Origin of the sequence: Nocardia sp. CWNU-33, from assembly GCF_046764895.1 — a bacterium.
Lineage (GTDB): Bacteria > Actinomycetota > Actinomycetes > Mycobacteriales > Mycobacteriaceae > Nocardia.
This window is the reverse complement of the sequence record NZ_JBKOQN010000002.1, coordinates 254181-279492: the sequence shown is the minus strand read 5'-3', so window position 1 is coordinate 279492 and position 25312 is coordinate 254181. Positions and strand designations below refer to the sequence as shown.

Below are 25312 nucleotides of genomic sequence, written 5' to 3'. Positions count from 1 at the left end.
GAGTTGCGAAAAGCAACTACCATGAGTGGCAGTTTCGAATCAGAGTGGACGAGGAGGGAGTAGTCATGCCGACCAGCCGTAGCTATCGGGACTCATGTGGGATAGCTCGGGCTCTCGACGTTGTCGGGGAGCGGTGGGCACTGCTGGTCGTCCGGGAGCTGCTCTTGGTGCCACAACGCTTCTCCGAGCTGCGGCACGCTCTGCCTAACGCCAGCTCGAACCTGCTTGCCGATCGACTTCGAGAACTCGAACGTCACGGGGTGATCCGTCGCCGCAAACTGGCGTCAACGGCAGGCCCACAGGTCTACGAACTGACAGAGTGGGGCCGGAAACTGGAACCGATCGTGCTAGCTCTTGGCGATTGGGGGATCGATGCCCCCAACCCCACGGAGCCCACCTCACTCAGCGCTACCTCGGTGCTGATCTTCCTGCGAGGTGCCGCTCGTCCCGACCCGGCGGCGCCGCCTATCGTTTGTCGCCTCGACCTCGACGGCTCGGTCTGGACGGTCTGCGCAGACTCCGGAAAGGTTCAGGTGCACAGCGGTGAACCTGCCACGGCCGACATCTCGCTTCGTACGGACCCCAAGACGCTCGGCAGTCTGCTGGCCGATCCAGCCTCGCTCGCCGCTGCGCTCGCCGAAGGGAGCGTCACCTTTGTGGGCGACCTTCTGGCCCTCAACCGGCTGCTATACGGGGGTTGAGGACCAGATCTGCGAAAGTCCCGCTGAGACCGCGTCTCATGTGGTTGATTTCGCGCGTTTCTTGTAGCGGGCCAGTGCTACAGCGAGGGCTGGGGCGGTACCACCACCACGTGAGAGGTGGTCTAATCGCGAGCCGAGTCGACCGACCGCTGACTCCATCGGGATGCATGAATTGTCTCCCAGTGTTTTCCCACCTCGGACCGACGCGCGGAATCTACGTATTCTTCGGCGTCGCCGACTTCTGGCGTGCATCGCCACGCCGACCGCCAGCGATGGCTGCGACACAAAAAGTTGCTCGCGGGTCCCGGCGCGACTTCACCGAATAAGCACTGGTCGCAATAGGGTATGAAGCCGACCGACCGCGTGGATCCCTCCTGTGCTGGAGCCAACTATGAAACGCTGAATTCTATGACACGTACGGCTCCGAAGAACATGGAGTGGATCCCGGGAGGGACTTTCTGGATGGGATCCCAAAACTTCTATCCGGAAGAAAGTCCCGTTCATCAGGCCACCGTGGATGGTTTCTGGATGGATACCCATCCGGTGACAGTGGCGGAGTTCCGGCGGTTCATGAAGGACACCGGATACGTCACCACCGCAGAAACACCGCCAGAACCGGCGCAACACCCGGAAGCAGACCCGTCGTTGCTGGTGCCCGGTTCCTTGGTGTTCACCCCCACCCCAGGACCGGTGCCGCTCGATGACTACTGGCGCTGGTGGTCGTTTACGCCGGGTGCGGATTGGCGCCATCCGCGGGGACCCGGCAGCAGTCTCGATGGAAGGCAACGCCATCCGGTCACCCAAGTGTCCTGGTTCGACGCCTCGGCCTACGTCCAGTGGGCCGGCAAGCAACTGCCGACCGAAGCAGAGTGGGAATTCGCCGCCCGGGGTGGCCTGGACCGGCAACCGTTCGTATGGGGCGCAACGCACGAACCTGGTGGCAGGCGCGCCGCCAATGTCTGGCAGGGCCGGTTTCCCTGGGAGAACCTCAATGGGGACGGCGTCGCGGGCACGTCGCCGGTGGGCCGCTTCCCGTCGAACGGCTATCGACTCAGCGATATGGCGGGCAATGTGTGGGAGTGGACGGTGGACTACTACACCGCCGACCACTCCGAGGCGGGGAAGACCGGCGCAACGGCAGCTGCCTGCTGCATTCCCGCCAACCCACGCCAGGCCGTAGCGCCTACGCCCGAGCCCGGCGAGCCATACGCACGTCGTGTTATCAAAGGCGGCTCGTACCTGTGTGCGCCGAACTACTGTCTGCGATATCGACCTGCGGCGCGTCAGGGCCAGACCGAGGAGACCTCCACATGTCACATAGGCTTCCGATGCATCATCAGACCGTGATGGACCGAAACCTTTCTACCCGGGTTCGGTCCCGGAAGCAGACGGCTTCGGTTTCCGGAAGTGTGCCGATAGTCCGCGATATCGGACCTGACGAATTGAACTCCGCGATCCGCATCGTCGCCGTCAGCCAAGCGCGCACCAGCGGCCCGGGATAGAGACATATCGAAGCAAGGCCGAGGGCGGCAAGTCTCCACAGGGACAGCAGGACGGTCGCCGCCGCAGCAGGGGCGGCGACCGGCCTGTGTGTCCTATTCATGTCTGTCCAGGTCGGGCAGCGGTCATTCGCGCGAGAGCATGGCGACGGCTTCGCGTTCGAGGTCGACGTAGGGTTCGCCGCTGACATCCACCGCCACCCGTTTCAAGGTGCCACCGGTGAACGCCCATGGAGCGGATCCGGGGTAGTCGTCGGTGACCGATTCCCCGCTGTCGCGGCCGGCGTGCAGACCCTCGCCAGCGATACTGAACTTGCCGGCCTGGGTTTTGATCCGTCCGTCACCGACTTTGCGGTCACCGTAGTACAGGCTGACGACGCCGTGCGCGGTGCCGGGCGGATCCTCACCGTCCTTCTCGAACGAGGCCGCCAGGATCAGGTTCTCCCCGGTCGGCAGGTCCTCGGACGCGCTGATCTTCTGCTCCTCGATGCCGAGGAAGTTGTAGACGTAGTGCAGCCGATTGTCCTTGACATACAGGGCGTGCCCGCCGAACCGGCCGCCATGGGAGAACAGCACCCCGGCCGAGCCCGGGTCCGGGATGTCAACAAGCGCGCCGATCGAGTACGAACGGTTGCGGATGTTGACCGCGACGGACTCGGGCACCTCGGCTCCACCGGGTCGGTAGACGTACCGGTTTCGAGGCGGCGCGAGCTGCGGACGCGGGGTGGTGACGATCTCGACGGCGGCGCGATCGTCGAGCGGCAACGCCTGGTTCGCACCGGCTTCGTGGAACCACAACCCAACCAGCTCGGCGAGCCGCACGGGCTCCTCGGCGGCGAGATCGCGAAGCTCCGATCGGTCCACCTGGCAGTGGTAGAGCTCCCAGGTGTCCTCCGGGAAGTGGCCCCAGCCGCTGATCGCGGGATGGGTGGTGACGGCCTTCCAGCCGTCGTGCCAGATACCCCGGGTGCCGAGCATCGAATAGAACTGGGTGCGCTTGGCGGTGGGGATGTTCGCGGCGTCGAAGCTATAGCGCATGCTCACACCCTGCAGGGGGTGCTGGGTGTACCCCTTCACCGTGTCCGGAAGTTCGATGCCGATGCAGTCCAACAACGTCGGGACCACGTCGATCGCGTGGTGGTACTGGTCCCGGGTCTCGCCGCGCGCTTCGATCCCCGCAGGCCACGAGAAGATGCACGGGTCGGCGGTACCGCCGTTGAACGAGTAGCGTTTCCACATCTTGAACGGGGTGTTGAAGGCCATCGCCCACCCGTTCGGGTAGTGGTTGTAGGTCTTGGTGCCACCCAGCTCGTCCAGTTTGGCGAGATTTTCGGCCAGATCGTCCGGAACACCGTTGGCGAACTTGTTCTCATTGACCGACCCGGTGGGACCGCCTTCGCCGCTGGCGCCGTTGTCGGAGACCACCACGATGATGGTGTTGTCGAGCTGCTCGATGTCCTCGAGATAGTTCAGCAGCCGACCGATCTGATCGTCGCAGTGCGAGACGAATCCCGCGTACACCTCGGCCATCCGGGCGAACAGACGTTTCTCGTCGTCGGAGAGCGTGTCCCACGGTTTGGTGTAGTCCAATGCCGGGAAGGGTTTCCCATCTGGGCCGGTGCGAGTCTCGGGAGTGCCGATCGGGTTCAGCGGCGGCAACTCGGTGTCGGCGGGGACCAGACCCATCTCCTTCTGCCGCGCCAGGATCTGCTCCCGCATTGCCTCGTAGCCGGCGTCGAACCGGCCGCGGTAGCGGTCTGCCCATTCGCGCGGCACCTGATGCGGGGCGTGGGCGCAGCCGGGCGCGTAGTACAGGAACACCGGCCGGTCCGGTGCAATCGCCTTGACGTCTCCGAGGTAGTCGAGGGCCTTGTCGGTGATGTCGACACTGAAGTGGTAGCCCTGCTCCGGGGTGGCGGGCTGCTCGACGGGATGGTTGTCGTGGACCAGGTCGGGGTACCACTGGTTGGTCTCGGCGCCGAGGAAGCCGTAGAAGCGCTCGAATCCGCGGCCGATCGGCCAATTCCTTTTGGTGGACGCCAAATTCATCTCGTCCTCGGCACACAGATGCCATTTGCCGACCATCGCGGTGGAAAAGCCTTGCTCGACCAGGACCTCGGCGAGGGTGGCGCATTCCGGCGGGATGTGCCCGTTCGCACCGGGGAAGCCGACCGCCGCCTCACTGATGCACGCCATCCCGTTGGTGGTGTGGTTGCGGCCGGTCAGCAGGCAGGATCGGGTCGGGGAACACAGCGCTGTGGTGTGCCACTGGCCGTAGCGCAGACCGTTGGCCGCGATCCGGTCGATGTTCGGAGTGTCGATCGGGCCGCCATAGCAGCCCAGGGCGCCGAATCCTACATCGTCGAGCACGATGTACAGCACGTTCGGCGACCCCGGTGGCGCCTTCGGTTGTTCGTACGGTCCCCAGTCGGGGATCGAGTCGCGAATGTCGAGATTGACGAGACCTCTGAATGGCTTGGCCATTGCCTGCTCCTCGTACGGGGGATCCCCCTCTTCGTCCACTACACCACCGACAAATCCACTTGAACAGGGCCGTTAGCACAGGTAAACGTGCGTAGCAGCACCCACCTCGAAGCCCGCTGGAGCCGACTCCTACCGGTGCGGCACCCGCCGACAGCTCCGCACAAAAGATCACTCGGATCCAGAACCTGATCAAGATCAAGAGCGATCGGTTGGAGCGCGAACGTGACCGAGTCGGCAGCCGATCGATCCGGTGCTCCCAGCAGCGGTAGGGCAGATCAGGCGTTGAAGTACTTCGCCTCTGGATGCAGCAGCACGAACGCGTCGGTCGACTGCTCGGGATGCAACTGCAACTCTTCGGAGAGGACCACCCCGATGCGACCGGCTTCCAGCAGGTCCACCAGCTTCGCGCGGTCTTCCAATTCGGGGCAGGCGCCATAGCCGAAGGAGTAGCGAGCGCCGCGGTAGCCGAGTTTGAAGTAGTCCTGCACGTCCGCCGGGTCGGATTCGGCGACCGAGTGCCCTTCCAGAACCAACTCTTGGCGGACGCGGCGGTGCCAGTACTCGGCCAGCGCCTCGGTGAGCTGCACGCCGATGCCGTGCACCTCGAGGTAGTCGCGGTAGTTGTCGGCAGCGAACAGTTCATTGGCGAAGTCGGCGATCGGCTGGCCCATGGTGACCAGCTGGAACGGCAGCACGTCCACCTGGCCGGTCTGCTTCGCCTGCTCGCCGGAGCGAATGAAGTCGGCGATGCAGAGGAAGCGGTCGCGCTGCTGACGCGGGAAGGTGAACCGATACCGTTCCGGCGCATCCGGACTCGGCTCGGTCAGCACGATGACGTCATCACCCTCGGATACGGCGGGGAAGTATCCGTACACCACCGCGGCATGCTGCAGCACGCTCTCGGTGCTGAGCCGGTCGAGCCAGTACCGCAGCCGCGGCCTACCCTCGGTCTCCACCAGTTCCTCATAGCCTGGCCCCTCGCCGCCGCGCTGGCCGCGCAGACCCCACTGGCCGAGGAACAGCGCGCGCTCGTCGAGCAGCCCCGAATATTCCTGCAGTGAAAGACCTTTCACCACGCGGGTGCCCCAGAACGGCGGCACCGGCACCGGCAGATCCGCGGCCACATCCGAGCGTGCGGGCACCTCGACCGGCACCTCGACCGCCTTGCGCTGTTCAGCGATGCGCTTGGAACGCTCGTGGCGAGCCTTGCGTTCGGCGGCCTTCTCGCGCTCCGCGATCGCCTCCGGGCTGTCGGGGTCGATACCGCCGCCGCGCTTGCGGGTCATGATGTCGTCCATCAGCCGCAGGCCTTCGAACGCGTCGCGGGCGTAGTGCACGTCGCCCTCGTATACCTCGGTAAGGTCGTTCTCGACATAGCCGCGGGTCAGCGCCGCACCACCCAGCAGCACGGGGAACTGCTCGGCAACACCCTTGGAGTTGAGCTCTTGGAGGTTCTCCTTCATCACCACCGTCGACTTCACCAGCAGCCCGGACATGCCGATCACGTCGGCCTTCTTGTCCACGGCTGCGTCCAGGATGGTCGCGATGGGCTGCTTGATGCCGAGGTTCACCACCTCGTAGCCGTTGTTCGACAGGATGATGTCGACCAGGTTCTTGCCGATGTCGTGCACATCGCCCTTGACGGTGGCCAGCACGATGCGGCCCTTGCCGCTGTCGTCGGTGGCCTCCATATGCGGCTCCAGGTGCGCGACAGCCGCCTTCATCACTTCGGCCGACTGCAGCACGAACGGCAGCTGCATCTGGCCGGAACCGAAGAGCTCACCGACCGTCTTCATGCCCGACAGCAGTGTTTCGTTGATGATCTGCAGCGGCGGCACCTCTTGCATCGCCACGTTCAGATCGTCTTCCATGCCGTTGCGCTCGCCGTCCACGATGCGCCGGGCGAGGCGCTCGAACAGCGGCAGCGCGGCCAGTTCCTCGGCACGCGAGGCGCGCGAGGACGACGTCGACACCCCCTCGAACAGTCCCATCAGCTTCTGGAGCGGGTCGTAATCCTCGGTGCGGCGGTCGTACACCAGATCCAGTGCTGTTTCGCGCTGCTCGTCAGGGATGCGCGCCATCGGCAGGATCTTCGAGGCGTGCACGATCGCGGAATCCAGTCCGGCCTGGACACATTCGTGCATGAACACCGAGTTCAGCACCTGCCGGGCCGCGGGATTCAGGCCGAAGGAGATGTTCGACAGGCCGAGAGTCGTCTGCACCTCGGGGTGCTTGCTCTTGAGCAACCGGATGGCCTCGATGGTTTCGATGCCGTCGCGGCGCGACTCCTCCTGACCGGTACCGAGGGTGAAGGTCAGCGTGTCGATGATGATGTCGCTCTCGCGCACACCCCAGTTGCCGGTGATGTCGGCAATGAGCCGCTCGGCAATCGCCACCTTCGTCTCGGCGGTACGGGCCTGGCCTTCCTCGTCGATGGTCAGCGCGACCACGGCGGCGCCGTGCTCGGCGACCAGCTTCATCGTCTGCTGGAAGCGCGAATCCGGGCCGTCGCCGTCCTCGTAGTTCACCGAGTTCACCGCGCAGCGGCCACCGAGATGCTCCAAACCGGCCTGCAGCACCGGTGTTTCCGTGGAGTCGAGCATGATCGGCAGTGTCGATGCCGTCGCCAGCCTGCTGGCCAGCGCCTCCATGTCCTTGGTGCCGTCACGGCCGACGTAGTCGACGCACAGGTCGAGCATGTGGGCGCCGTCGCGGGTCTGATCCTTGGCGATGTCCAAGCACTTCTGCCAGTCCTCTGCGAGCATCGCCTCGCGGAAAGCCTTGGAGCCGTTGGCGTTCGTGCGCTCACCGATCATCAAGATGCTGGCGTCCTGCTCGAACGGCACCGCCGTGTACATACTCGACACACTCGGCTCGTGCACTGGCGTACGGCGAGCATTGATGGGTGGCAGCGTCGGTTCGACCTCGCGCACCGCCGCGGTGACCTGACGGATGTGCTCGGGCGTGGTGCCGCAGCAACCGCCGACCAGCGCGAGCCCGAACTCGGAAACGAAGCCGCGCAACGCGATTGCCAATTCTTCGGGCGTCAGCGGGTACTCCGCGCCGTGCGCGCCGAGGATCGGCAGGCCCGCGTTCGGCATCACCGACACCGGCACCTGCGCGTGCCGGGACAGATGGCGCAGATGCTCGCTCATCTCATCCGGTCCGGTCGCGCAGTTCAACCCGATCATGTCGATGCCGAGCGGCTCCAGCGCGCTCAGCGCCGCGCCGATCTCGCTGCCGACCAGCATGGTTCCTGTGGTTTCCACGGTGACGTGGGTGATGATCGGAATCCGCCTGCCCAGCTTCGCCATCGCGCGCTGGCTGCCGGTCACCGCGGCCTTGACCTGCAGCAGGTCCTGACAGGTCTCGATCAGAATGGCATCGGCGCCGCCGTCGAGCATGCCGAGTGCGGCCTCGCCGTAGGCATCGCGCAGCGCGACGTACGGGGCGTGCCCCAGGGTGGGCAGCTTGGTGCCGGGCCCCATCGACCCGAGCACATAGCGCGGCGTGCCGTCGGCGCTCGGCCCCATCTCGTCGGCGACCTCGCGCGCGAGCCGGGTCCCACGCTCGGACAGATCGCGAATTCGGTCCGCGATGTCGTAGTCGGCCAGATTCGGCAGATTGCAGCCGAAGGTATTGGTCTCGACCGCGTCGGCGCCCGCCTCGAAGTACGCGCGATGAATATCGCGCAGCACATCCGGGCGAGTGTCGTTGAGGATCTCGTTACACCCCTCGAGCCCGCGGAAGTCGTCGAGTGTCAGATCCGACGCCTGCAACATGGTGCCCATCGCGCCATCGCCGATCACAACACGCCGGCTGAGCGTGTCGAGAAGCGTGGTATCGAACTCAGCGGGAATGGACGCAGACATGGGTTCAAGCCTAGTGGGCAGGTGCGACAACCCGTACCACCGTACGGGTGTCCGCCGCCACACCGACCCAGACGGCACCCACAGCCACGGCGAACACGCAGCGCTGCAGGCGTGGCAAAGTCAACAGAGCTTCCTCACACACCGTAGGCTGAGCGGGGTGAACTCCAGTGAATCCCCGGTGTCACCCGAGCCGGAACTGCCCACTTTGCGGGATCCGGTGCTCGTCGCCGCCTTCGAGGGCTGGAACGATGCGGGTGACGCGGCCAGTGGCGCTGTCGAGCATCTGGAACTGATCTGGGATGCCGAGCCGCTTGCCGAACTCGATTCCGAGGACTACTACGACTACCAGGTCAATCGGCCGACCGTGCGTCAGGTCGACGGTGTGACCAGGGAAATCCAGTGGCCCTCGACCATGCTGTCGGTGTGCTCGCCGCCGGGCAGCGATCGCGATGTGGTGCTGCTGCGCGGCATCGAGCCGAACATGCGCTGGCGCAGCTTCTGTTCGGACCTGCTCGAGTTCATCGAACAGCTCGGCGTGCAGACCGTGGTCATTCTCGGTGCGCTGCTCGCCGACACCCCGCACACCCGCCCGGTTCCCGTCACCGGCTCGGCCTATAGTAAGGAAGCGGCCGAACGGTTCAATCTGGAACAGACCCGCTATGAGGGTCCGACCGGGATCACCGGAGTACTGCAGGATCAGTGCGTGAAGGCGGGAGTGCCCGCGGTGTCGTTCTGGGCCGCTGTGCCGCACTACGTCTCACAGCCGCCGAATCCGAAGGCGACCATCGCCCTGCTGCACCGCGTCGAAGACGTCCTCGACATCGAAGTGCCCCTCGGCGAACTGCCCAAGCAGGCCGAGGACTGGGAGGTCGCGGTCAACGAGATGACCATCGGCGACGACGAGATCAGCGAGTACGTGCGCTCGCTCGAGGAACGTGGCGACGCGGCAGTCGATGTGAACGACGCGATGGCCAAGATCGATGGCGATGCTATCGCCGCCGAGTTCGAAAAGTACCTGCGCAGGCGTGGTCCTGGCAGTTTCGGGCTGTAATCGCCGCGGCGATAGCACAGTTCACCGGATGTTCGCCGTGGGGCCACGTGTCGGTGAGGAAAGGCTTCCCACATAGACTTTTACGGTGACTATTTCCCCGATCGTCGCGCACCTTCGCAGTTATGACGACCGGATCGCCGTCCTCTGCTCTCGATCTCCTTCGGCGGGTGTCACAGCAGCGGAATCGGTGGCGGATGGTTTGCAGCGGGTCACCTATGCGCAGCTGGCGACACTCGTCGAGGAATACGCGACGCAACTGGGACCGCACCGGCGTCTCGTCGCGCTCGCGGCGCGCAACGACATCGATTCGCTCGTCGCGTATCTCGGTGCGCTGAGCACCGGCTCGGTCGTTCTGCTCGCCGCCGAGATCACCGAAGAATTGCTGGACACCTACGATCCGGATGTCGTAGTCGATGCCGGTGCGCCCGTTGCGCGCCGCGCGAAGTCAGGGCACGACCTCCACCCGGATCTCGCGCTACTGCTGAGCACTTCGGGGTCGACCGGTTCCCCGAAGCTGGTGCGATTGTCCACGACGAATCTGATGTCGAACGCGTCCGCGATCGCCGAGTACCTGTCCATCGGTCCGGACGACCGCGCCGCCACCACGTTGCCGATGTTCTACTGCTACGGGCTCTCGGTCGTACACAGCTATCTCCTGCGCGGCGCGAGCCTGCTGCTCACCGAGCGGTCTGTCCTGGACGACGAGTTCTGGGATCAGGTGCGCAGTCACCGTGTGACATCCTTCGCCGCCGTCCCGTACACGATCGATCTGCTCGACCGGGTCGGCTTCGACCGGATGCGGTTGCCCGATCTGCGCTACATCACGCAGGCGGGCGGGCGTCTTGCGCCCGAGCGGGTGCGCGCCTACGCACAGCTCGGGGCACGTTCGGGCTGGGATTTCTTCGTCATGTACGGCCAGACCGAGGCAACCGCCCGGATGGCCTACCTCCCGCCCGAGCTCGCCGCCGAACACCCGGAGTGCATCGGCGTGCCGATCCCTGGCGGGCGTTTCACCCTGGAACAGGTGAACGACGACTCCGCGGCCGAGCTCGTCTATCACGGCCCCAACGTGATGATGGGGTACGCGCAGTCCCCCGCTGATCTCGCGCTCGGCCACACCGTCGAGGCGCTGCGGACCGGCGACCTGGCGCGCCGCACCGCCGACGGCCTGTATCAGGTGGTCGGCAGACGCAGTAGGTTCGCGAAGATCTTCGGCCTGCGCATCGATCTGCAGCGGCTCGAATCACGCTTGGCTGCAGCGGGATTCACGACCAATTGCACCGAGAGTGGGGAACACCTGGTGATCGCGGCCCAGCGCCATGCCGATGTCCGCTCGAGCGCCGAGGTCACCGCCACCGCGGCCCGGCTGTCCGGACTGCCCGCCGCCGCCATCCGCACCTGCCCGGTCGACGAACTGCCCCGCCTGGCCAATGGAAAGCCGGACTATCCGGCGATCCGCAGCCTGCCCGGCGCCGCACCGTCGACCACCCGAGACATCCGTGCCCTCTACGCCGACGCGCTCGGCCTCGACCCTGCATTGATCCGACCCGACAGCAGCTTCGTCGATCTCGGTGGCAACTCGCTCACCTACGTGACGACCTCCGCCCGACTCGAACGCGCGCTCGGCAGGCTCCCGGCCGATTGGCCCGCGCTCACCGTCGCCGAGCTCGAACGGATCCCGAGCGGCAACACCACGTTCGGCCGCTCGCTCGACCCCTCGACATTGCTGCGGGCAGTAGGCATCGTGCTGATCGCGGGATCGCACATCGGCATCTTCACTTTGTGGGGCGGTGCACATGTGCTGCTCGGCGTGGCGGGGTTCAACTTCGCCCGCTTCGCGGTGACCGCGGCGCCGCGCGCGCAGCGGCTGCACCACGCGCTGCGCACCGCCGCCCTGATCGCGATTCCGACCGCAGCGTGGGTGGCGCTCACGCTGCTGTTCTCCGACTATTACGGTTGGCAGAACGTGTTGCTGCTCAACAAGATTCTCGGGCCGCACGACAGCGACACCGCCGGGCACCTGTGGTTCATCGAGGTGCTGGTGCTGTTCATGATCGCGGCCGCGCTACTGGTTCGCATCCCGTTCTTCGACAGGCTCGAGCGGCGCGATCCGTTCTGGTTCGCCATGGTGCTCGTCGCAGTCACCCTGCTGTTCCGGGTCCAGTCTTTCGGCCTGTACTCCGCGCACGACGTGCCCTTCTCGCCGCTGGCCTGCTGGTTCTTCGCGCTGGGCTGGGCGGCCGCGAAAGCGCGCACGATCTGGCAACGGCTACTGGTGAGCGCAGTCATGCTGATGTCGGTGACGGGCTACTTCGACATTCCCGATGTCGATGTCGCCGATCGGGAGCGCCTCGTCATGGCGGGTCTGCTGCTGTTGTTCTGGCTGCCCGCAGTCCGGGTTCCTGCGCTCATCGCCGGCGTGGCCGCAGTGCTGGCCGACAGCTCACTGTTCGTCTACCTGTTGCACTGGCAGGTGTATCCGCTCTTCGGGCATCACCATGTTGCGGCGTTGCTCGCAGCACTCGGGGCGGGTGTCGCCGCTACAAGGGTGGTGGCGGGCCTGCGGCGATGGTCGTTGTCGAGAGGCTCAGCTCTCGAGAGTCAGGACTTCGGCCGACGCTTCCTGAGCCAGTTTCGCGATCAGCATGTCTCGCGGAATCGTCTGGCCGGCAAAGTGATCGAGTGACGGCACCACTACGTGGTGCGCATCTGCACGCTTGAGCTCCTGTGTCAGCTCGACCAAGGCCGTGCCGTCACCTGAGGTCGATTCATGGAACGTTGCGGCGAAGCAGAGCCCTTCCGCGCGGGCATGGGTGCGTAGTGCATCCTCGAGCTCTTCGCTGTGGCCGTCGGCCAGATCGTCACGCAAGTATCCATAGATCAACGCTTCCACCCGAACCTCCGTTGGATTGGGGATCGCTGTTCTCTTATGTGGATCTCCCCATTGGTGGGGTACTGCGTTCCTGCAAGAGCAGATGTTCTTGCATTCGGAGGGCGGCAAACTCTCCGCGCCCATACCCAGCATGTAGGACGACATGCTGCGAATGCAGCTGTCAACCCAGTGACATCTAAATGCCCTATCCGGGCCACCGAACGTTAACTGGTGCGATACTACAGACGTGGCCGCTGGAGACGATCGACCCGTCTGGGCTGTCCGGATGCGCTCCGAGCGCGACGCACGGGGGTGGTCACAAGCAGATGCCGTCCGCGTTATGCGCCTCAAGTCATCCCACAACTTGCCGACCGACAGTACACTCCTGCGTAACTGGCGACGCTGGGAATCGGGCGAGTCGCGTCCCGATGATTTCTATGCCCCTATCATCGCCGCCGCCTTCGACACCGTGACCGCGGCGTTCTTCCCCAAAGCCAGGCCGAACCGGGACGATGAACTGCTCTCGGCCACCGGCATGGACACCCTGGAGTTCATCGGCAGGCTCCGCATGTCCGATGTCTCCACGGCCACCCTCGATGCCATTCGAATCACCGCCGAGCGGCTGTGCTGCGAGTACCCCTACGCCGACCCGCACGATCTGCACATCGAGGGAACCGCATGGTTGCGGCGTATCACCTCGTTGCTCGACGGCCGCCTGACGTTGTTGCAACACCGGGAAATACTGGTGCTCGCCGGTTGGGTCGCACTGCTGGTCGGCTGCGTGGACTACGACCTCGGCCGACGGACCACCGCGGAAGCGACCCGTCGCGCCGCCTACTCGCTCGGCCAGGAGGCCGAAAACGCCGAAATCATCGGGTGGAGTGCGGAAATGGCGGCCTGGTTCGCCCTCACCCAGGGCAATTATCGTGGCGCCATCGAGGCCGTCGATCTAGCCTTGCAGACCAGCCGGAACCTCGGTGTCGGCGTCCAGCTGTCCGCACAACGTGCGAAGGCGTGGGCTCGCCTCGGCGAGCGCTGCCAGGTCGAGGCATCGCTCGACGAGGGCCGAGCAATCTTGGAGCGACTCGACCATCCCTCGAATCTGGACAACCATTTCGTCGTCGATCCGAACAAGTTCGATTTCTACGCCATGGATTGCTGCCGCGTGGCCGGAGAGGATTCGCGCGCCGAATCCTTTGCCCGAGAAGTCATCCGCAACTCGACCCGCGCGGACGGCACCGTCCGTAACCCGATGCGAGTGTCAGAGGCCCGTCTCACCCTCGCCGTAGTGGCCGTGCGCGACCGTGACCTCGAGTTGGCGCTGCACGAGGGCATGCGGGCGTTCGCGGGGAGACGCCGATCCCTGCCCTCCCTGATGTGGATCGCGGGCGAGACGGCTCGGGAGATTATCGAGCGGTTCCCCGGTGATCCGCGCACGCTGGTGTACCTCGACCAGCTGCGGTCGCTGGCGACCGAGTGATCATTTGCCGGTCGGCACATGCTGATTCGCCGTAGCGTTCGATTCGCCACGGCCGGTCACGACCGACGAACCGAGGGCCGAGCCGCCTGCACCACCGCGACGGCATCGACATCGATACTTCGGACGCGTCCGTGCCCGGGGCGAACCGCTCGTCTGGTACCTCGGCGCCTTCGGTAGCCCGCGACCTCGCACAACCGCGTGGCGAACGCTCGCAAACCGGACACAGCCACGCCGAATGGGGGTCGTTCTTGTAGGCGGCGACCACCCCGCTACTACCCTGTTCCCGGTGACCGACTCCGTCGACGGCTTGCCGAGTGCCGCGCCCGCGCTGTGGGATGAACGGCTGCGGCTGTTTTCTTTCGCTACCGCTGAGAAGCGGACCGAGTACCTGTGGGTGCTGCGGGCATTCGACAGTGCTCGGGCGGCGTATGTCGTGTTGTTGCACGCCGACGATGTGGCCGAGTGGATCGACCGCAACGGGGGGCGTCCGCGGACCGAGCTGGTCGAGGGTGACGGGCAGTTGGAGGTGCCGCGGCTGACGGGGACGGAGATCGGGCCGCTGCTCGACCAGTTGCATCAGTGGGGGGTGCTCGAGCGCAGTTATGACGGCACCCGGGCCGCCACGCTGGCCGAGTATCGCAATCGGCATTACGTCTATCAGCTCACGCAGGCCGGGTTCCAGGCATATCGTGCGGTCGCAGGTGTGCTGGAGTCCCGATTGGACGAGGCGTCGTTGTCGCGGCTGGTGCTGCCGGAACTATTGGCCGATCTCCATGCGCTCGCCGAGGCCAACCGGGCCGGCAACGCGCAGCGCGTCTACCGGACGCTGCGGCGGCTCGACGCCACCCTGTCGGATATGGCCGCCCGGGCCGCGCACTTCTATCTTTCGCTCGGCGATATGGTGCGCACCACCGAGATCACCCCGGAGTCGTTTCTCGTGCACAAGGATGCCTTGCTCGCACACATGCGGGACTTCAGCATGGACCTCGCGCGCTTCGCGCCACGGCTGGCCGCTGCGATCGGGGAGATCGAAGAGACCGGCGCGGCAGAACTCGTCGAGCGGGCGGCGAGCTGCGATGAGCGGGTTTTGCTGAGTCTTGCCGAACGGCAAGCCGATTGGCGGGCGCGATGGCACGGGTTGCGGACCTGGTTCGTGGCGGCGGCGGCCGAAACCGGCGAGTCGTCGTCGACCGAGGCCGAGCGGCTGCGCGAAGCGACCATGAGCGCAATCGCCGCGGTCTTGTCGCTGTTGCGACGGGTGACCGAAACCCGACGGGGTGGTGTGAGCCGGGAGTCCGCATTGCGGCACCTGGCCGGCTGGTTCACCGCCGCGCCCAGTACCGACAGCGCACATGCACTGTTCGATGCGGTGTTCGGCTTGGGCAGGCCGCGACATTTGGCGCTGGAGCATCCAGATGCGGAACTGATTCCGGCCACTCGATCCTGGTGGGACGCGCCGCCACTCGAGATTTCGCGGACCTTGGCCGAGACCGGCCGCCCGCCGGCGGCGGGCGCTCCCGCGCGAATTCAGCGCAATGATGCAGGAATTCGGCGATTGCGCGAAGCGCAATTGGATGCGCAGCGGGCACGCGCCGAGGCCGCGAAGTCCCTCGCCGCCGCGGACGTGCACGAACGGGTGCTCGACGAGCGGGAGACCGAGGTGTTGTTGCGGCTGCTCGATGCGGCCTCGACGGCATGGGTGCCGGTGAGCGGGCGGGTGGACGGGACAACGGGCTCCGATAGCGGAGTCACACTCACGGTGTCGGAGCATGTAGGCCCGACGGTGGTACGTACCACGCGCGGGCTGCTGCATCTGAATAATCGCAAGCTCGACGTCCGGCAGACGACCCGGACACGCACCGCCGCCGGAAAGTCCGAATCACGCGGGGGCCGCGCATGATCCACGCACGCCGTATCGACTCGCTGGCGCTGGACAACTACCAGCGCGCAGCCAGGGTGATCCTGGCGAATCACCTGGTGACCCGGACCTACCCGGACCGGATCGCGCTGCCGCTGATCCGCCGCTGGGCCACCGAATTGCGGGAAGACCTCGCCGCGCTGTTCGGCTATCGTCTGGAGGTCACCGAGGCCACGGCTCGGGTCTTCCCGGTGATCGACCGGCTCGATGCGGGCAAGCCCGCCCGTACCGTCGCCGACCGCGTTTTCGATCGCCGCCGCTACGCCTACCTCGCGCTGGCGCTGGCCGCGCTCGGCCGCGCGGGCGACCAGATCACCTTGTCGGAGTTGGCCGATCAGGTCGCCGCCTACACCGGCAGGGTCGACGGACTCGAACTCGCCCCGGATCGGGCGGCGGACCGCGACGCCTTCGTCGATGCGATCGGCTGGCTGGCAGCGCGCGGCGCACTCACACTCGCCGACGGCGATGCGGGCGGTTGGGCGGCGGACCCGGAAGCAGGCGAGGCTCTCTACGACATCGACCGCCCTGTGGTGTTCGCACTGTTCCGTCCGCCACGGGCGCTGCAGCACCTGCACAGTGTGGAAGGGCTGCTCACCGAGGATGCGATGGCCCATCCGGCCGGGCCCGCGCATATTTCCGACAGTGCCCGCCGGGTGCGCAGGACCCTCGTCGAGCGCCCCGTCGTCTATGTCGAGGACCTCGCCGACGACGAACGCCCGCTGCTCGTGCAGGACCGGGTCGTCGCGGATGTGGAGCTGTTCACCGGTCTGCGCGCCGAACGCCGGGCCGAGGGCGTCGCGCTCATCGATACCTCTGGGCGACTCTCGGACATCAGGTTTCCCGGCACCGGGACCCTGGCCCAGGTGGCGCTGCTGCTGGTCGGTGAGATCGCCGATCGGGTGCTCGACATCGACAATCCGGTGCCGCGACGCCCAGCCGCGCCGGACCCGGCGGCCGCACTGGCAGCGCAACTCGACGACGTCATCCCGGCAGCCACGGTGTTCGCCCCGCTAGCCGATCTGCCGTCGACGGATTTCGGTGCGGGCGAACCGGATTCGGCGCGGGAAGCATCCGCGGAAGCGCCGGAGGAAGTGACCTACCCGTTCATCGAGTCGGCCTGGGTGCGGGAAACGGTCCAGGCGCTGACCGACCGTTACGGCCTCACCTTCGCCGCGCAGTGGCAGGCCAACGTTCCTGGTCTCACCACCGAGGTCGTCGCGCTGCTGGAGCGCCTGCGCCTGCTCCGCGCGGTCTCGGACGGGCTGGTCATTCTGCCCGCTCTGGCCCGCTATCGCGGCGCGGTCGTCACGGTGCGGACCAAGCGAACCGCGGAACTCTTCGTCACCGCCTCCGACACCATCGGGGCCGACAGCGTTGGTACGGAAGGGATGTAGATCATGTCGCTCATTCATGGCGGAGTGCGGTTCGTCCCGACCCGTGCCGGAATTGTCAACCTGTGGGACTATCGCGATCAGGAATTCTGTTTCGCCGACGGCAGGTTGGTACTGCGCGGCCCCAATGGTTCCGGCAAGACCAAGGCGCTCGAGGTGCTGTTCCCGTTCGTGCTGGACGGCAGGATCGAGCCACGCAGGCTCAATCCGTTCGCCGGTGAAGAGCGCACGATGAAGTCGAACCTGTTGTACCGCAAGCAGGAATCGGCCTACTCCTATGTGTGGATGGAGTTCGCGCGCGGCAGCTGGGAGGACCCGGAGGTGGTGACTGTCGGCATCGGAATGCGGGCGACGCGCTCCTCCGACAAGGTCACCCGCTGGTATTTCGTCGCCGATGGTCGTGCGGGCGTCGACTTTTCGCTCATCGGACCCGACGACAGGCCGCTGACGCGCAAACAGCTCGCCGAGCAGATCGGCACCGACGCCATCGTCGATCGGCCGGTCGAATATCGCACCGCCATCGACGCGCGCATGTTCGGTCTCGGCCCCCAGCGCTACGACCAGCTGATCAACCTGATCCTCACGCTGCGCCGTCCACAGCTGGCCAAGAACCTGGACCCGCGCGGCCTTTCGCAGGCGCTGACCGACGGTCTGCGGCCGCTCGACGAGCAGCTGATCCTCGACGCCGCACGGTCCTTCAGCGATATGGAGGAGGTCGGTCGTACCCTGGAGGGCCTGGTCCATGCCGACACGGCGACCAGGGCTTTCGTCGGCGTGTACCGGAAATACCTTGCGGTGCAGGCGAAGACGGATGTCGATCAAGTGCGCGCCCGCCTGGACGCAGTGACCCACGCCGGCACCGCTCTTTTCGCCGCGACCGCGCTGCGCGAGCGGCGCGAGAGCGAACGCACCGCCGCCGAGGCACGCGCCGACGATGCCGACCACTCCTACGAACAGGCTCTCTCCGATCGGGAAACGCTGCAGCGCTCCAGCGCCTACGAGGGCAAGCAGCAGCTCGACGATCTCGCCGACGCCGTGCGCAGGCTGGAGACCTCGGCCGGCGTGCACGGCGACAAGGCGCTCAAGGCGCGCCAGACCCTTGATCAACGCGGCCAGGAGGCCGAGCGCGCCAAGGCGGCGGTGCGCAATGCGGCGGCCGCACTGGCTCGCGGCGAGGACGAGCTGCGCGCCGCGGCCGAGGAAGCGGGCATCAACTGGACCGCGCTGCCCGAACAGATCCGCGCCGACCAGCTGACGGCGGCGGTGCGCGGTCAGGCCGAGGAACGCGACGCCGATGTGCGCGCGGTCCGCAAGGCGCTCGGTGTGATGGATTCCGCGGCCGCAGAACGGACCAGGGCCGAGCGATTGGCCGAGCGGGCAAGGGAATTGCGCGAGTCCGCCGCGGCCGAGGTCGCACACGCCGAGGCGGCGGTGGTGCTGGCGCGCACCGAGGCGGCGGGCGCACTGCGGTCCTGGTGGGACGCGCACCGAGAGGTGTACTCCCCCATCGCGAAAGGGCTGTTCCAGGCACTCGACGCGGCGCTGGCACACGCGGGAACCGACGAGGCCGCGGGTATGTCCGAGGTGCTCACCGAACACGCCGAACCGCTGCTGGAAGAGATCCGTAACCGCCGCCGAGAAGCACGAGCCACCGCAGCGGCAGCAGTCGAACGGATCACCGAACTCACCTCCGAGCGCGATCGGGTGGCTGCCCAACGCGATGAGGCGCCACCGGTTTACGTCGCCCGCACCGATGCCAGGGAGGGCAGGCCCGGCGCACCGCTGTGGCGGCTGGTCCGGTTCGCCGACGATGTCACCCCGGCGACAGCAGCGGGTATCGAGGCCGCGCTGCATGCCGCGGACCTGCTCGACAGCTGGGTCTGCGCGGAATCCGAGCTGCCATCCGACTACGCCTCCGATCAGTTCCTGGTTCCCCTGCCCGCAACGGCACGGCCGACGGGGCGCACACTCGCCGATGTCCTTGTCGTCGAGGACGATTCCGACGAACTCACCGTGCCGAAGCCGATTGTCGCCGAAGTGCTGGCCTCGATCGCGTTGCACGACGGCGACGCCGATCTCGGTGCGGCAGTGGCGGTCAGCACGACCGGTGGCTTCCGCCAGGGCGTTCAGGTCGGCCGCCACCACAAGCCCGACGCAGAGTTCATCGGCGCGACCGCACGCGCCAAGCGCCGCGAAATCCGCATGACCGAACTCTCGGCGGCGATCGAGGCCGCTGAGAATGTGCGGCAGCAGGCGCAGGACCAGGAGGCCACGGCCGCCGCCGAGCTCGCCCGCATCTCCGCGGCCGCGAAGGCACTGCCCCGCCCGACCGCTGTAGCGGCGGCGCTGCGCGCGGTCTCGGAGACCGCGGGCATGATGCGTTCCCGCTCCGAGGCGGTCCAACAGGCCGAGCGCGATCTCGACCAAGCTGTTGCGGACGTGTCGGCGGTCGAGAAGAAGCTACGTGCCGTCGCGGTCCAGCACCGCACGCCGCGCGATGCCCGCGATATCGACGCACTCGCCGCTGCCATCCGGCATTTCGAGAACACCGGAACGGGCCTGCTGCGCTTGCGCACCGACCACGAGCGGGAGCGTGAACGCGAACGCGAAGGCGTCGACCGTTTCGACGAGGCCCGTGATCTCGCCGAGGCATTCGCCGAGGAGGCCGAAGCCGCGCAGGCCGGCTACCAGGAACAGTTGCGGAAGCTGGAGACGCTGCGCGAGGCGCTCGGTGCGGGCGCCGCCGACATCGATCGGGAACTCGACCAGGCGCGGGAAAAGATCGAGGCGACACGGGCCGAGCAGAAGGCCGCCCGCAAGGCCGCCAACGAAGCGATCGAAGCGGTCGGCGATGCCGAGGCCGCCTACCGCACCGCCCACGAATCGCTCGGCACCGCACTCACCGAGGTGCTCGCCGATGTGAAAAGTCTTGCCCCGTACGCACAACCGGACCTGCTCACACTCTTGGGCGCGCCCGCCGACGGTCGCTGGCCCAGCAGTGCGGCCGCGTGGTCGACTCCCGAACAGTTGCTGTACCGCATCGCCGCGGCGGGGCCAGCGGCCGAACCGCAGGTGCTGCCGGAGGAAGTCGCCGAGCTGTTCGAAAATCTCTCCACGGCAACAGCTTCGGTGCGCGCGGGTGAGGCCGCCCGTAAGTCCACCCGCAGCGCGGTCACCGCGGCGCTGCAGGAGTTCGATGCCGCACTCGCCGGGTGCGGCCGGGACTATCGGCTGCAATGGGACGCCGCCGACGGACTGACTGTCGTCCAGGTCCAAGACGACCACGGACTGTCCGCGCTCGCGGATTTCGCGACCCGCATCGACCAGGCCCGCCATGATCAAGAGCTGCTGCTCACCGACGCCGAACGCCGCATCCTGGAAGACGCGCTGCTGACCGGACTCGCCCAGCAGATCTACGAACGCACCAGCGACGCCCGCGATCTTATCGCCCGCATGGGCGCGGAAATGAAGCAGCGGCGGATGTCCTCGGGCAACACCATCGGCGTGCACTGGGTGTTGGCCGACACCCTGTCGGATCCGGCGCGCGCGATGTGCAAGCTTCTCGACCGCGACTCCTCGTCACTGGTCGCCGAGGATCTTGCCGCCATCCGCGCTCACTTCGCCTCCGAAATCCGCACCGCGCGCGCCGCCCACCCCGAACGCTCCTACCCCGAAATCCTTGCCGCAACACTGGACTACCGGACCTGGCGAGTCTTCTCTTTCACCCTCATCTCCGCCGACGGCAGCGAAGACAAACTCACCGTCGCCCGCCACAGCGCGTTGTCCGGCGGCGAGCAGTCGGTGTCGCTGCACCTGCCTTTGTTCGCCGCCGCCCATGTCATGCTCGACTCCGCCGACCCCCAGGCCCCCCGCCTCCTGGCACTCGACGAAGCCTTCGCAGGCGTCGACGACAACGGCCGCAGCGAACTACTCGGCCTCAGCGTCCAATTCGATCTCGACCTGTTCATGACCGGCTACGACCTCTGGATCACCTACACCCACGTCCCCGGCTGTGCACACTACGACCTCGCCCACTCTGCCGCCGAAAACACCGTCAGCGCAACCCTTTTGGTCTGGGACAGCGGCGATCTCCTCGCCGAACACGACGGCACCGACCTCACCACAGCCCTCGGCTCCCCCAACCGCCGCCGGGTAGCGAACACAATCGAAGGGGGACTCACATTGCCGGACATGCCAGGAAACGAAGCCGGTACACCGACCCGGGCCGAAACCGTCCAGGTCAGCTGAACATGTCCGACTGGGTGGTCCCGGCAGACGCTTCCGGGCTACCGGACCAGGTCGCTAGCGGAAGATCATGACACATGCGGCGGGCGGTCCGGCACGACGACGGCACCGATCGCGGTGCCGATGGGGACGGCGCTGTTGAGGTTGGCGTCGGCCCTCGGCCCGAGGGTGACGTAGACGACGATGGTCGTCTTGGTTTCCGTGTCGTACAGGGCAACACCGTTGTAGCCGCCGAATGCCGGGTTCATGAAGAGCCAGTCGTCGAAATGAACGACGCCGAACGCGAAGAACTTCTGCGCAGTCAGTGGTCCGAGCCCTACCGTCGACGCCGCCATCATCTCGTGGAACTGCGTGTCGGAGAGCAGCTTGCCCGCGCCGAGCGCACGCACCCACACGGCAACATCGGCGACGGTGGAGTTCATGTTGCCGCTGTGCAGAAAGGCCGTGGGATTCCAGAACGTGGAGTCCTCGAATACGTGGCGCTCGTTCGTGTAGCCGTGCAGGATCGGCTCGGCTATCTGCGGAGTGAGCACCACCGCGCTGTGGTGCATGCCCAGCGGGTCCAAGACGTGCTGCTCGAGCAGGTCGCCGAGGGCTTGACCGGTCGCCTTCTCCAGCACCACGCCGAGCAGGGTGAGGTCACTGTGGGCATACGCCCAGCTGGTGCCGGGTTCGAACAGCGGCGGACGCGAGTTGGCCAGCTCGAAGATCTCCTGCGCGGTCCACCCCGCGATCGGGTTCGTGTAGAAGCGCCGCAGGAACTCTGGATCGGTGACATAGTCCGCGATGCCCGTGGTGCCGTTGGCGAGCATCCGCGGGGTGATCTTGTCGGCGCGGGGGAAGTCGGGAACCCACTTGGCAATGGGCTCGTCCAGCCGCACCACCCCCGCCTTGTCGAGCTGCAACAGCACCGTCGAAAGCATCGGCTCCATCGGCTGCCCCACCCGCAGCCGCATATCGGATGTCGCCGAAATGCCGAGCGGGGATCCCCCGAGCGCACCGCGGACGATCTCGTCGTCGCCACGCCACACACCGAATACGGCCGCGCTGAGATTGAGCTCGGCTAGTTGGCCGCGGACGATCTCGACGATCCGCGCGGCTTCGGGGCCATCGACGCGCGAAGTCTCCGTTCCCGGCGCGGTCGCGTGTTCCCCGACGTCACTGTGACGGTCCGATCCGCAAGCTCCGGCAGCGAATGCGACAACAACCGCGAGCGCAGCGCATGCGGTGCTGCGCATCCATCGGCGATCAGGCACGCTCATGACGGCGATCCCTTCGCATAGGGAACAGCCCGAGCAAGTTCCCTGAATGTACGCGGGTGCCACGCGGCGCGAATGAAAATGCCGGTTGTTTCGCAGTCGCGGCACCGATCGCTCGACCTGCTCCGACCGATCGGCCCTGTTCGGGGCGGTGCCCGCAGCCCGGATACAACGGTAGGCACATCGGATCACCAGCGCAACCTATCCGAACGAGGCACTAGCAGGCAGGTTGCTGGACGGACTCCCACATCCGCTAAAACGGGTCACATGACTTCGACCCCGACCTGTTCATGATCGGCCGCGACCTCTGAGAGCCTACGGAAGGTCAATTAACCAGGGGGCGTGGTCAGGGTGTGTGGGTGGCTCCGTCGCACGCTCGGGTGTCCCGCGCAGGACACTCGAAGACTGTTGTGGAACAACCACATTCGCTAGTCGAACCGACTTTTCGGGTGGTGCGCTCGGCCCAGCTGCAGAGCTACGTGCCGGCCGGCAAACCGGTCGATGCGGGTGAAGAGTTCCGGGGCGCTGATACCGCAAAGTGACGTAGCCTTGAATTCATCGATCCATCTATACGGTGAGGCACAAATGAATGCCAGTGACGAGCGTACGAACTCCCCATCTCGGCGCGGTTCAGCCAACGAGCGTGCAATATATCGCCAGCTGCGCGAGCAGGATAAGGCCTTCGGGGATGCAACCCCGTCTCCCCACAGGCTTGTTGCTGTCACTTTCGACAGCGAACTTTCCGCTCATGGAGACCTTACACGAAGAATTCGTGTATTGATGCGTCTGGACCCGCTCGTCGACGATTCACCAGAATACCGCTGGCGTATTCCACACACACCCAGCCGCCCACCTTTCGCTGTCGACATAACTACACGGCCATCCCCGTTGCTCTATCGGGTCGAGCAAGTAGACGCCTCGAACGACATTGCGTGTACGATTGTAATTTTCGATCTGTCGGATTGCCTTGAAGGATCGGCGATAGAACTCAACTTCTGCTACTCGCTGGAAAGCTCTGTGGATACCACAAAGCGGGGCACGTTCTACACAACTCACACGTTTGTATGGACCTACACATTTCTGTCCCCTACCAATCATTTCGAGACCAAAATGCAATTCCCGAAAGGGGCAAGCTTGAGCGTCGACAGTAACGACACCTCATTGCATGCCGTTGAGAGGACTGCGGAGATCGACGGTCGCGCGGTGTATTCGTACACGAGCTGGGAACCACGACAGGGACAAACGATCAGCGGCTGTGTTACTTACCGCATCTGGTCATCAACGATAGAGCCGATCGTTGCAATATCTGGCGGCGCCATCATTGCCATCCCAGCTGCGTTCGCCGCCAACCCGGCGACGGGAGTTCTCACATTTGCCCTTGCCGCGCTTGTGACCGGATCCGCCCAGTGGGCCATGAGCAAGCTCAGGTAATCCAGCCGATCTCCCGAGCGGACCGGATTCGGATCACCTTACGATGGAGCTTGCAATGCCAAATAACGAAATTCCTGTATTCAACTGGAATGCGTTGCCTGTAGATTATCCCGACCAGTATGAGGGTCTGAACAGAAGATACTCACACATCTATAAATCTGCTGCCGATCATCTCGTGAGCCTGGCTGTGGTCGAGCCAGGAAATTTGGCCATAGATGTCGGAGCGGGTACCGGAATTTCGACTGAATCCATCGCCGAAGCTGCGGGCCCGTCAGGAAGGTTGCTAGCACTTGAACCAAGCCTGCCCATGCTCGAACGCGCGTCGGGTAAAACTTTCCCTTGCGGCATCGAATGGGCTCAGGGTGGCGCAGAAGATTTAGTCGAGTCGGCTACGGATGCCCGATTTCTGGACTGTGACGTCATCCTTTCCAGCTTTACCTACTACTACACATACCAATCCCGCACGAACCTCCATAGGGCGGCGTACAAGATACTGAGACCTGGAGGGCGGTGGGCTTTCAACCTCACAAAGTATCTGGGTGAGATAAAAATCAACGGACGATGGTACAACTCGTTCGGTAAAGTCTATGTCGATCACCTTCGATCGACGCTCGCGCGGCATCATATTGAACCGGCCGAGGAGAACGGCGAGTCGTCCGAACAGTTTACAGATACTTCTTGGGAGTCGCAGCAGTTGCGTACAGCAGGCTTCGACAACGTCCATATCGAAGCTTGGCAGCTGCCGTTGTCACCGAGTGAAGCATTTCGATTCACGCTCGACGGATTCTATCGCCATGGCTCCATGGTTACATTCTTACCCAGCCTTATGAGTATACCGATAGCAGAGCGAATTGAATTGCTCGACGAGGCGCTGGCGACCTGTGCCGATGAGCTCGATTCATATGAGCCGCCACATATTGCCAACTTCGTGGCACAACGACCTGCCCACTGTGGGCACGCCGACCCGCGCGCCGACCGCCAAGGGGCCCGGCTGCACCGCGAGTACCCCGCGCACCCGCATCGCCGGATCGATCAATGAGGCGATACCCGGGAACACCGACCCCGCCTGCAAAGCGGCCTGCCCGCCGCCGGAATGTCCGGCGAAGAAG

The 25312-nt window shown here is 65.5% G+C and carries 13 protein-coding genes; 10 read left to right on the top strand and 3 right to left on the bottom strand.

What is annotated here, in order from left to right:
- Positions 1 to 65: 65 nt before the first annotated feature.
- Both ACLMAL_RS03490 and ACLMAL_RS03485 read left to right on the top strand, forming a co-directional pair.
- A complete protein-coding gene (locus ACLMAL_RS03490; protein WP_411997735.1) occupies positions 66 to 701 on the top strand; it encodes a winged helix-turn-helix transcriptional regulator in 636 nt (211 codons plus the stop codon).
- 408 nt (positions 702 to 1109) lie between these two features.
- Positions 1110 to 2048, top strand: a complete 939-nt coding sequence (locus tag ACLMAL_RS03485) for a formylglycine-generating enzyme family protein (protein ID WP_411997734.1) — start codon at positions 1110 to 1112, stop codon at positions 2046 to 2048.
- A gap of 278 nt (positions 2049 to 2326) precedes the next feature.
- On the opposite strand, the gene ACLMAL_RS03480 is transcribed toward ACLMAL_RS03485, so the two are convergent.
- Together ACLMAL_RS03480 and metH are read right to left on the bottom strand one after the other, a co-directional pair.
- Complete coding sequence (locus tag ACLMAL_RS03480) at positions 2327 to 4684, bottom strand: arylsulfatase (protein WP_411997733.1); 2358 nt, start codon at positions 4682 to 4684, stop codon at positions 2327 to 2329.
- 275 nt (positions 4685 to 4959) lie between these two features.
- Positions 4960 to 8556, bottom strand: coding sequence for a methionine synthase (gene metH / locus ACLMAL_RS03475; protein WP_411997732.1), 3597 nt, complete (start codon positions 8554 to 8556; stop codon positions 4960 to 4962).
- Positions 8557 to 8704: 148 nt separating this feature from the next.
- Between metH and ACLMAL_RS03470 the strand changes: the two genes are divergently transcribed.
- From ACLMAL_RS03470 to ACLMAL_RS03445, 6 genes are all read left to right on the top strand, one after another.
- The gene (locus ACLMAL_RS03470) at positions 8705 to 9607 is read left to right on the top strand and encodes a PAC2 family protein (RefSeq protein WP_411997895.1); all 903 of its coding nucleotides are present in this window, start codon (positions 8705 to 8707) and stop codon (positions 9605 to 9607) included.
- An 85-nt stretch (positions 9608 to 9692) separates the two neighbouring features.
- Positions 9693 to 12293 (top strand): AMP-binding protein, encoded by a 2601-nt coding sequence (locus ACLMAL_RS03465; RefSeq protein ID WP_411997731.1) that lies wholly within the window; start codon positions 9693 to 9695, stop codon positions 12291 to 12293.
- A 526-nt stretch (positions 12294 to 12819) separates the two neighbouring features.
- Complete coding sequence (locus tag ACLMAL_RS03460; protein ID WP_411997730.1) at positions 12820 to 13959, top strand: XRE family transcriptional regulator; 1140 nt, start codon at positions 12820 to 12822, stop codon at positions 13957 to 13959.
- Positions 13960 to 14302: 343 nt separating this feature from the next.
- A complete protein-coding gene (locus ACLMAL_RS03455; RefSeq protein ID WP_411997894.1) occupies positions 14303 to 15859 on the top strand; it encodes a TIGR02677 family protein in 1557 nt (518 codons plus the stop codon).
- Positions 15859 to 17271: a TIGR02678 family protein gene (locus tag ACLMAL_RS03450; RefSeq protein ID WP_411997893.1), complete on the top strand. Its 1413-nt coding sequence runs from the start codon at positions 15859 to 15861 to the stop codon at positions 17269 to 17271. Before ACLMAL_RS03455 ends, ACLMAL_RS03450 begins: the two co-directional genes overlap by 1 nt.
- Positions 17272 to 17274: 3 nt before the next feature.
- The gene (locus tag ACLMAL_RS03445; RefSeq protein ID WP_411997729.1) at positions 17275 to 21516 is read left to right on the top strand and encodes a TIGR02680 family protein; all 4242 of its coding nucleotides are present in this window, start codon (positions 17275 to 17277) and stop codon (positions 21514 to 21516) included.
- 65 nt (positions 21517 to 21581) lie between these two features.
- On the opposite strand, the gene ACLMAL_RS03440 is transcribed toward ACLMAL_RS03445, so the two are convergent.
- Positions 21582 to 22775 (bottom strand): serine hydrolase domain-containing protein, encoded by a 1194-nt coding sequence (locus ACLMAL_RS03440; protein WP_411997728.1) that lies wholly within the window; start codon positions 22773 to 22775, stop codon positions 21582 to 21584.
- A 582-nt stretch (positions 22776 to 23357) separates the two neighbouring features.
- Here ACLMAL_RS03440 and ACLMAL_RS03435 point away from each other — a divergent pair.
- Positions 23358 to 24203: a hypothetical protein gene (locus tag ACLMAL_RS03435; RefSeq protein WP_411997727.1), complete on the top strand. Its 846-nt coding sequence runs from the start codon at positions 23358 to 23360 to the stop codon at positions 24201 to 24203.
- Between the two features lie 55 nt (positions 24204 to 24258).
- On the top strand, positions 24259 to 25242 hold the full coding sequence (locus ACLMAL_RS03430; protein ID WP_411997726.1) for a class I SAM-dependent methyltransferase: 984 nt from the start codon (positions 24259 to 24261) through the stop codon (positions 25240 to 25242).
- The last annotated feature ends 70 nt before the right edge of the window (positions 25243 to 25312 follow it).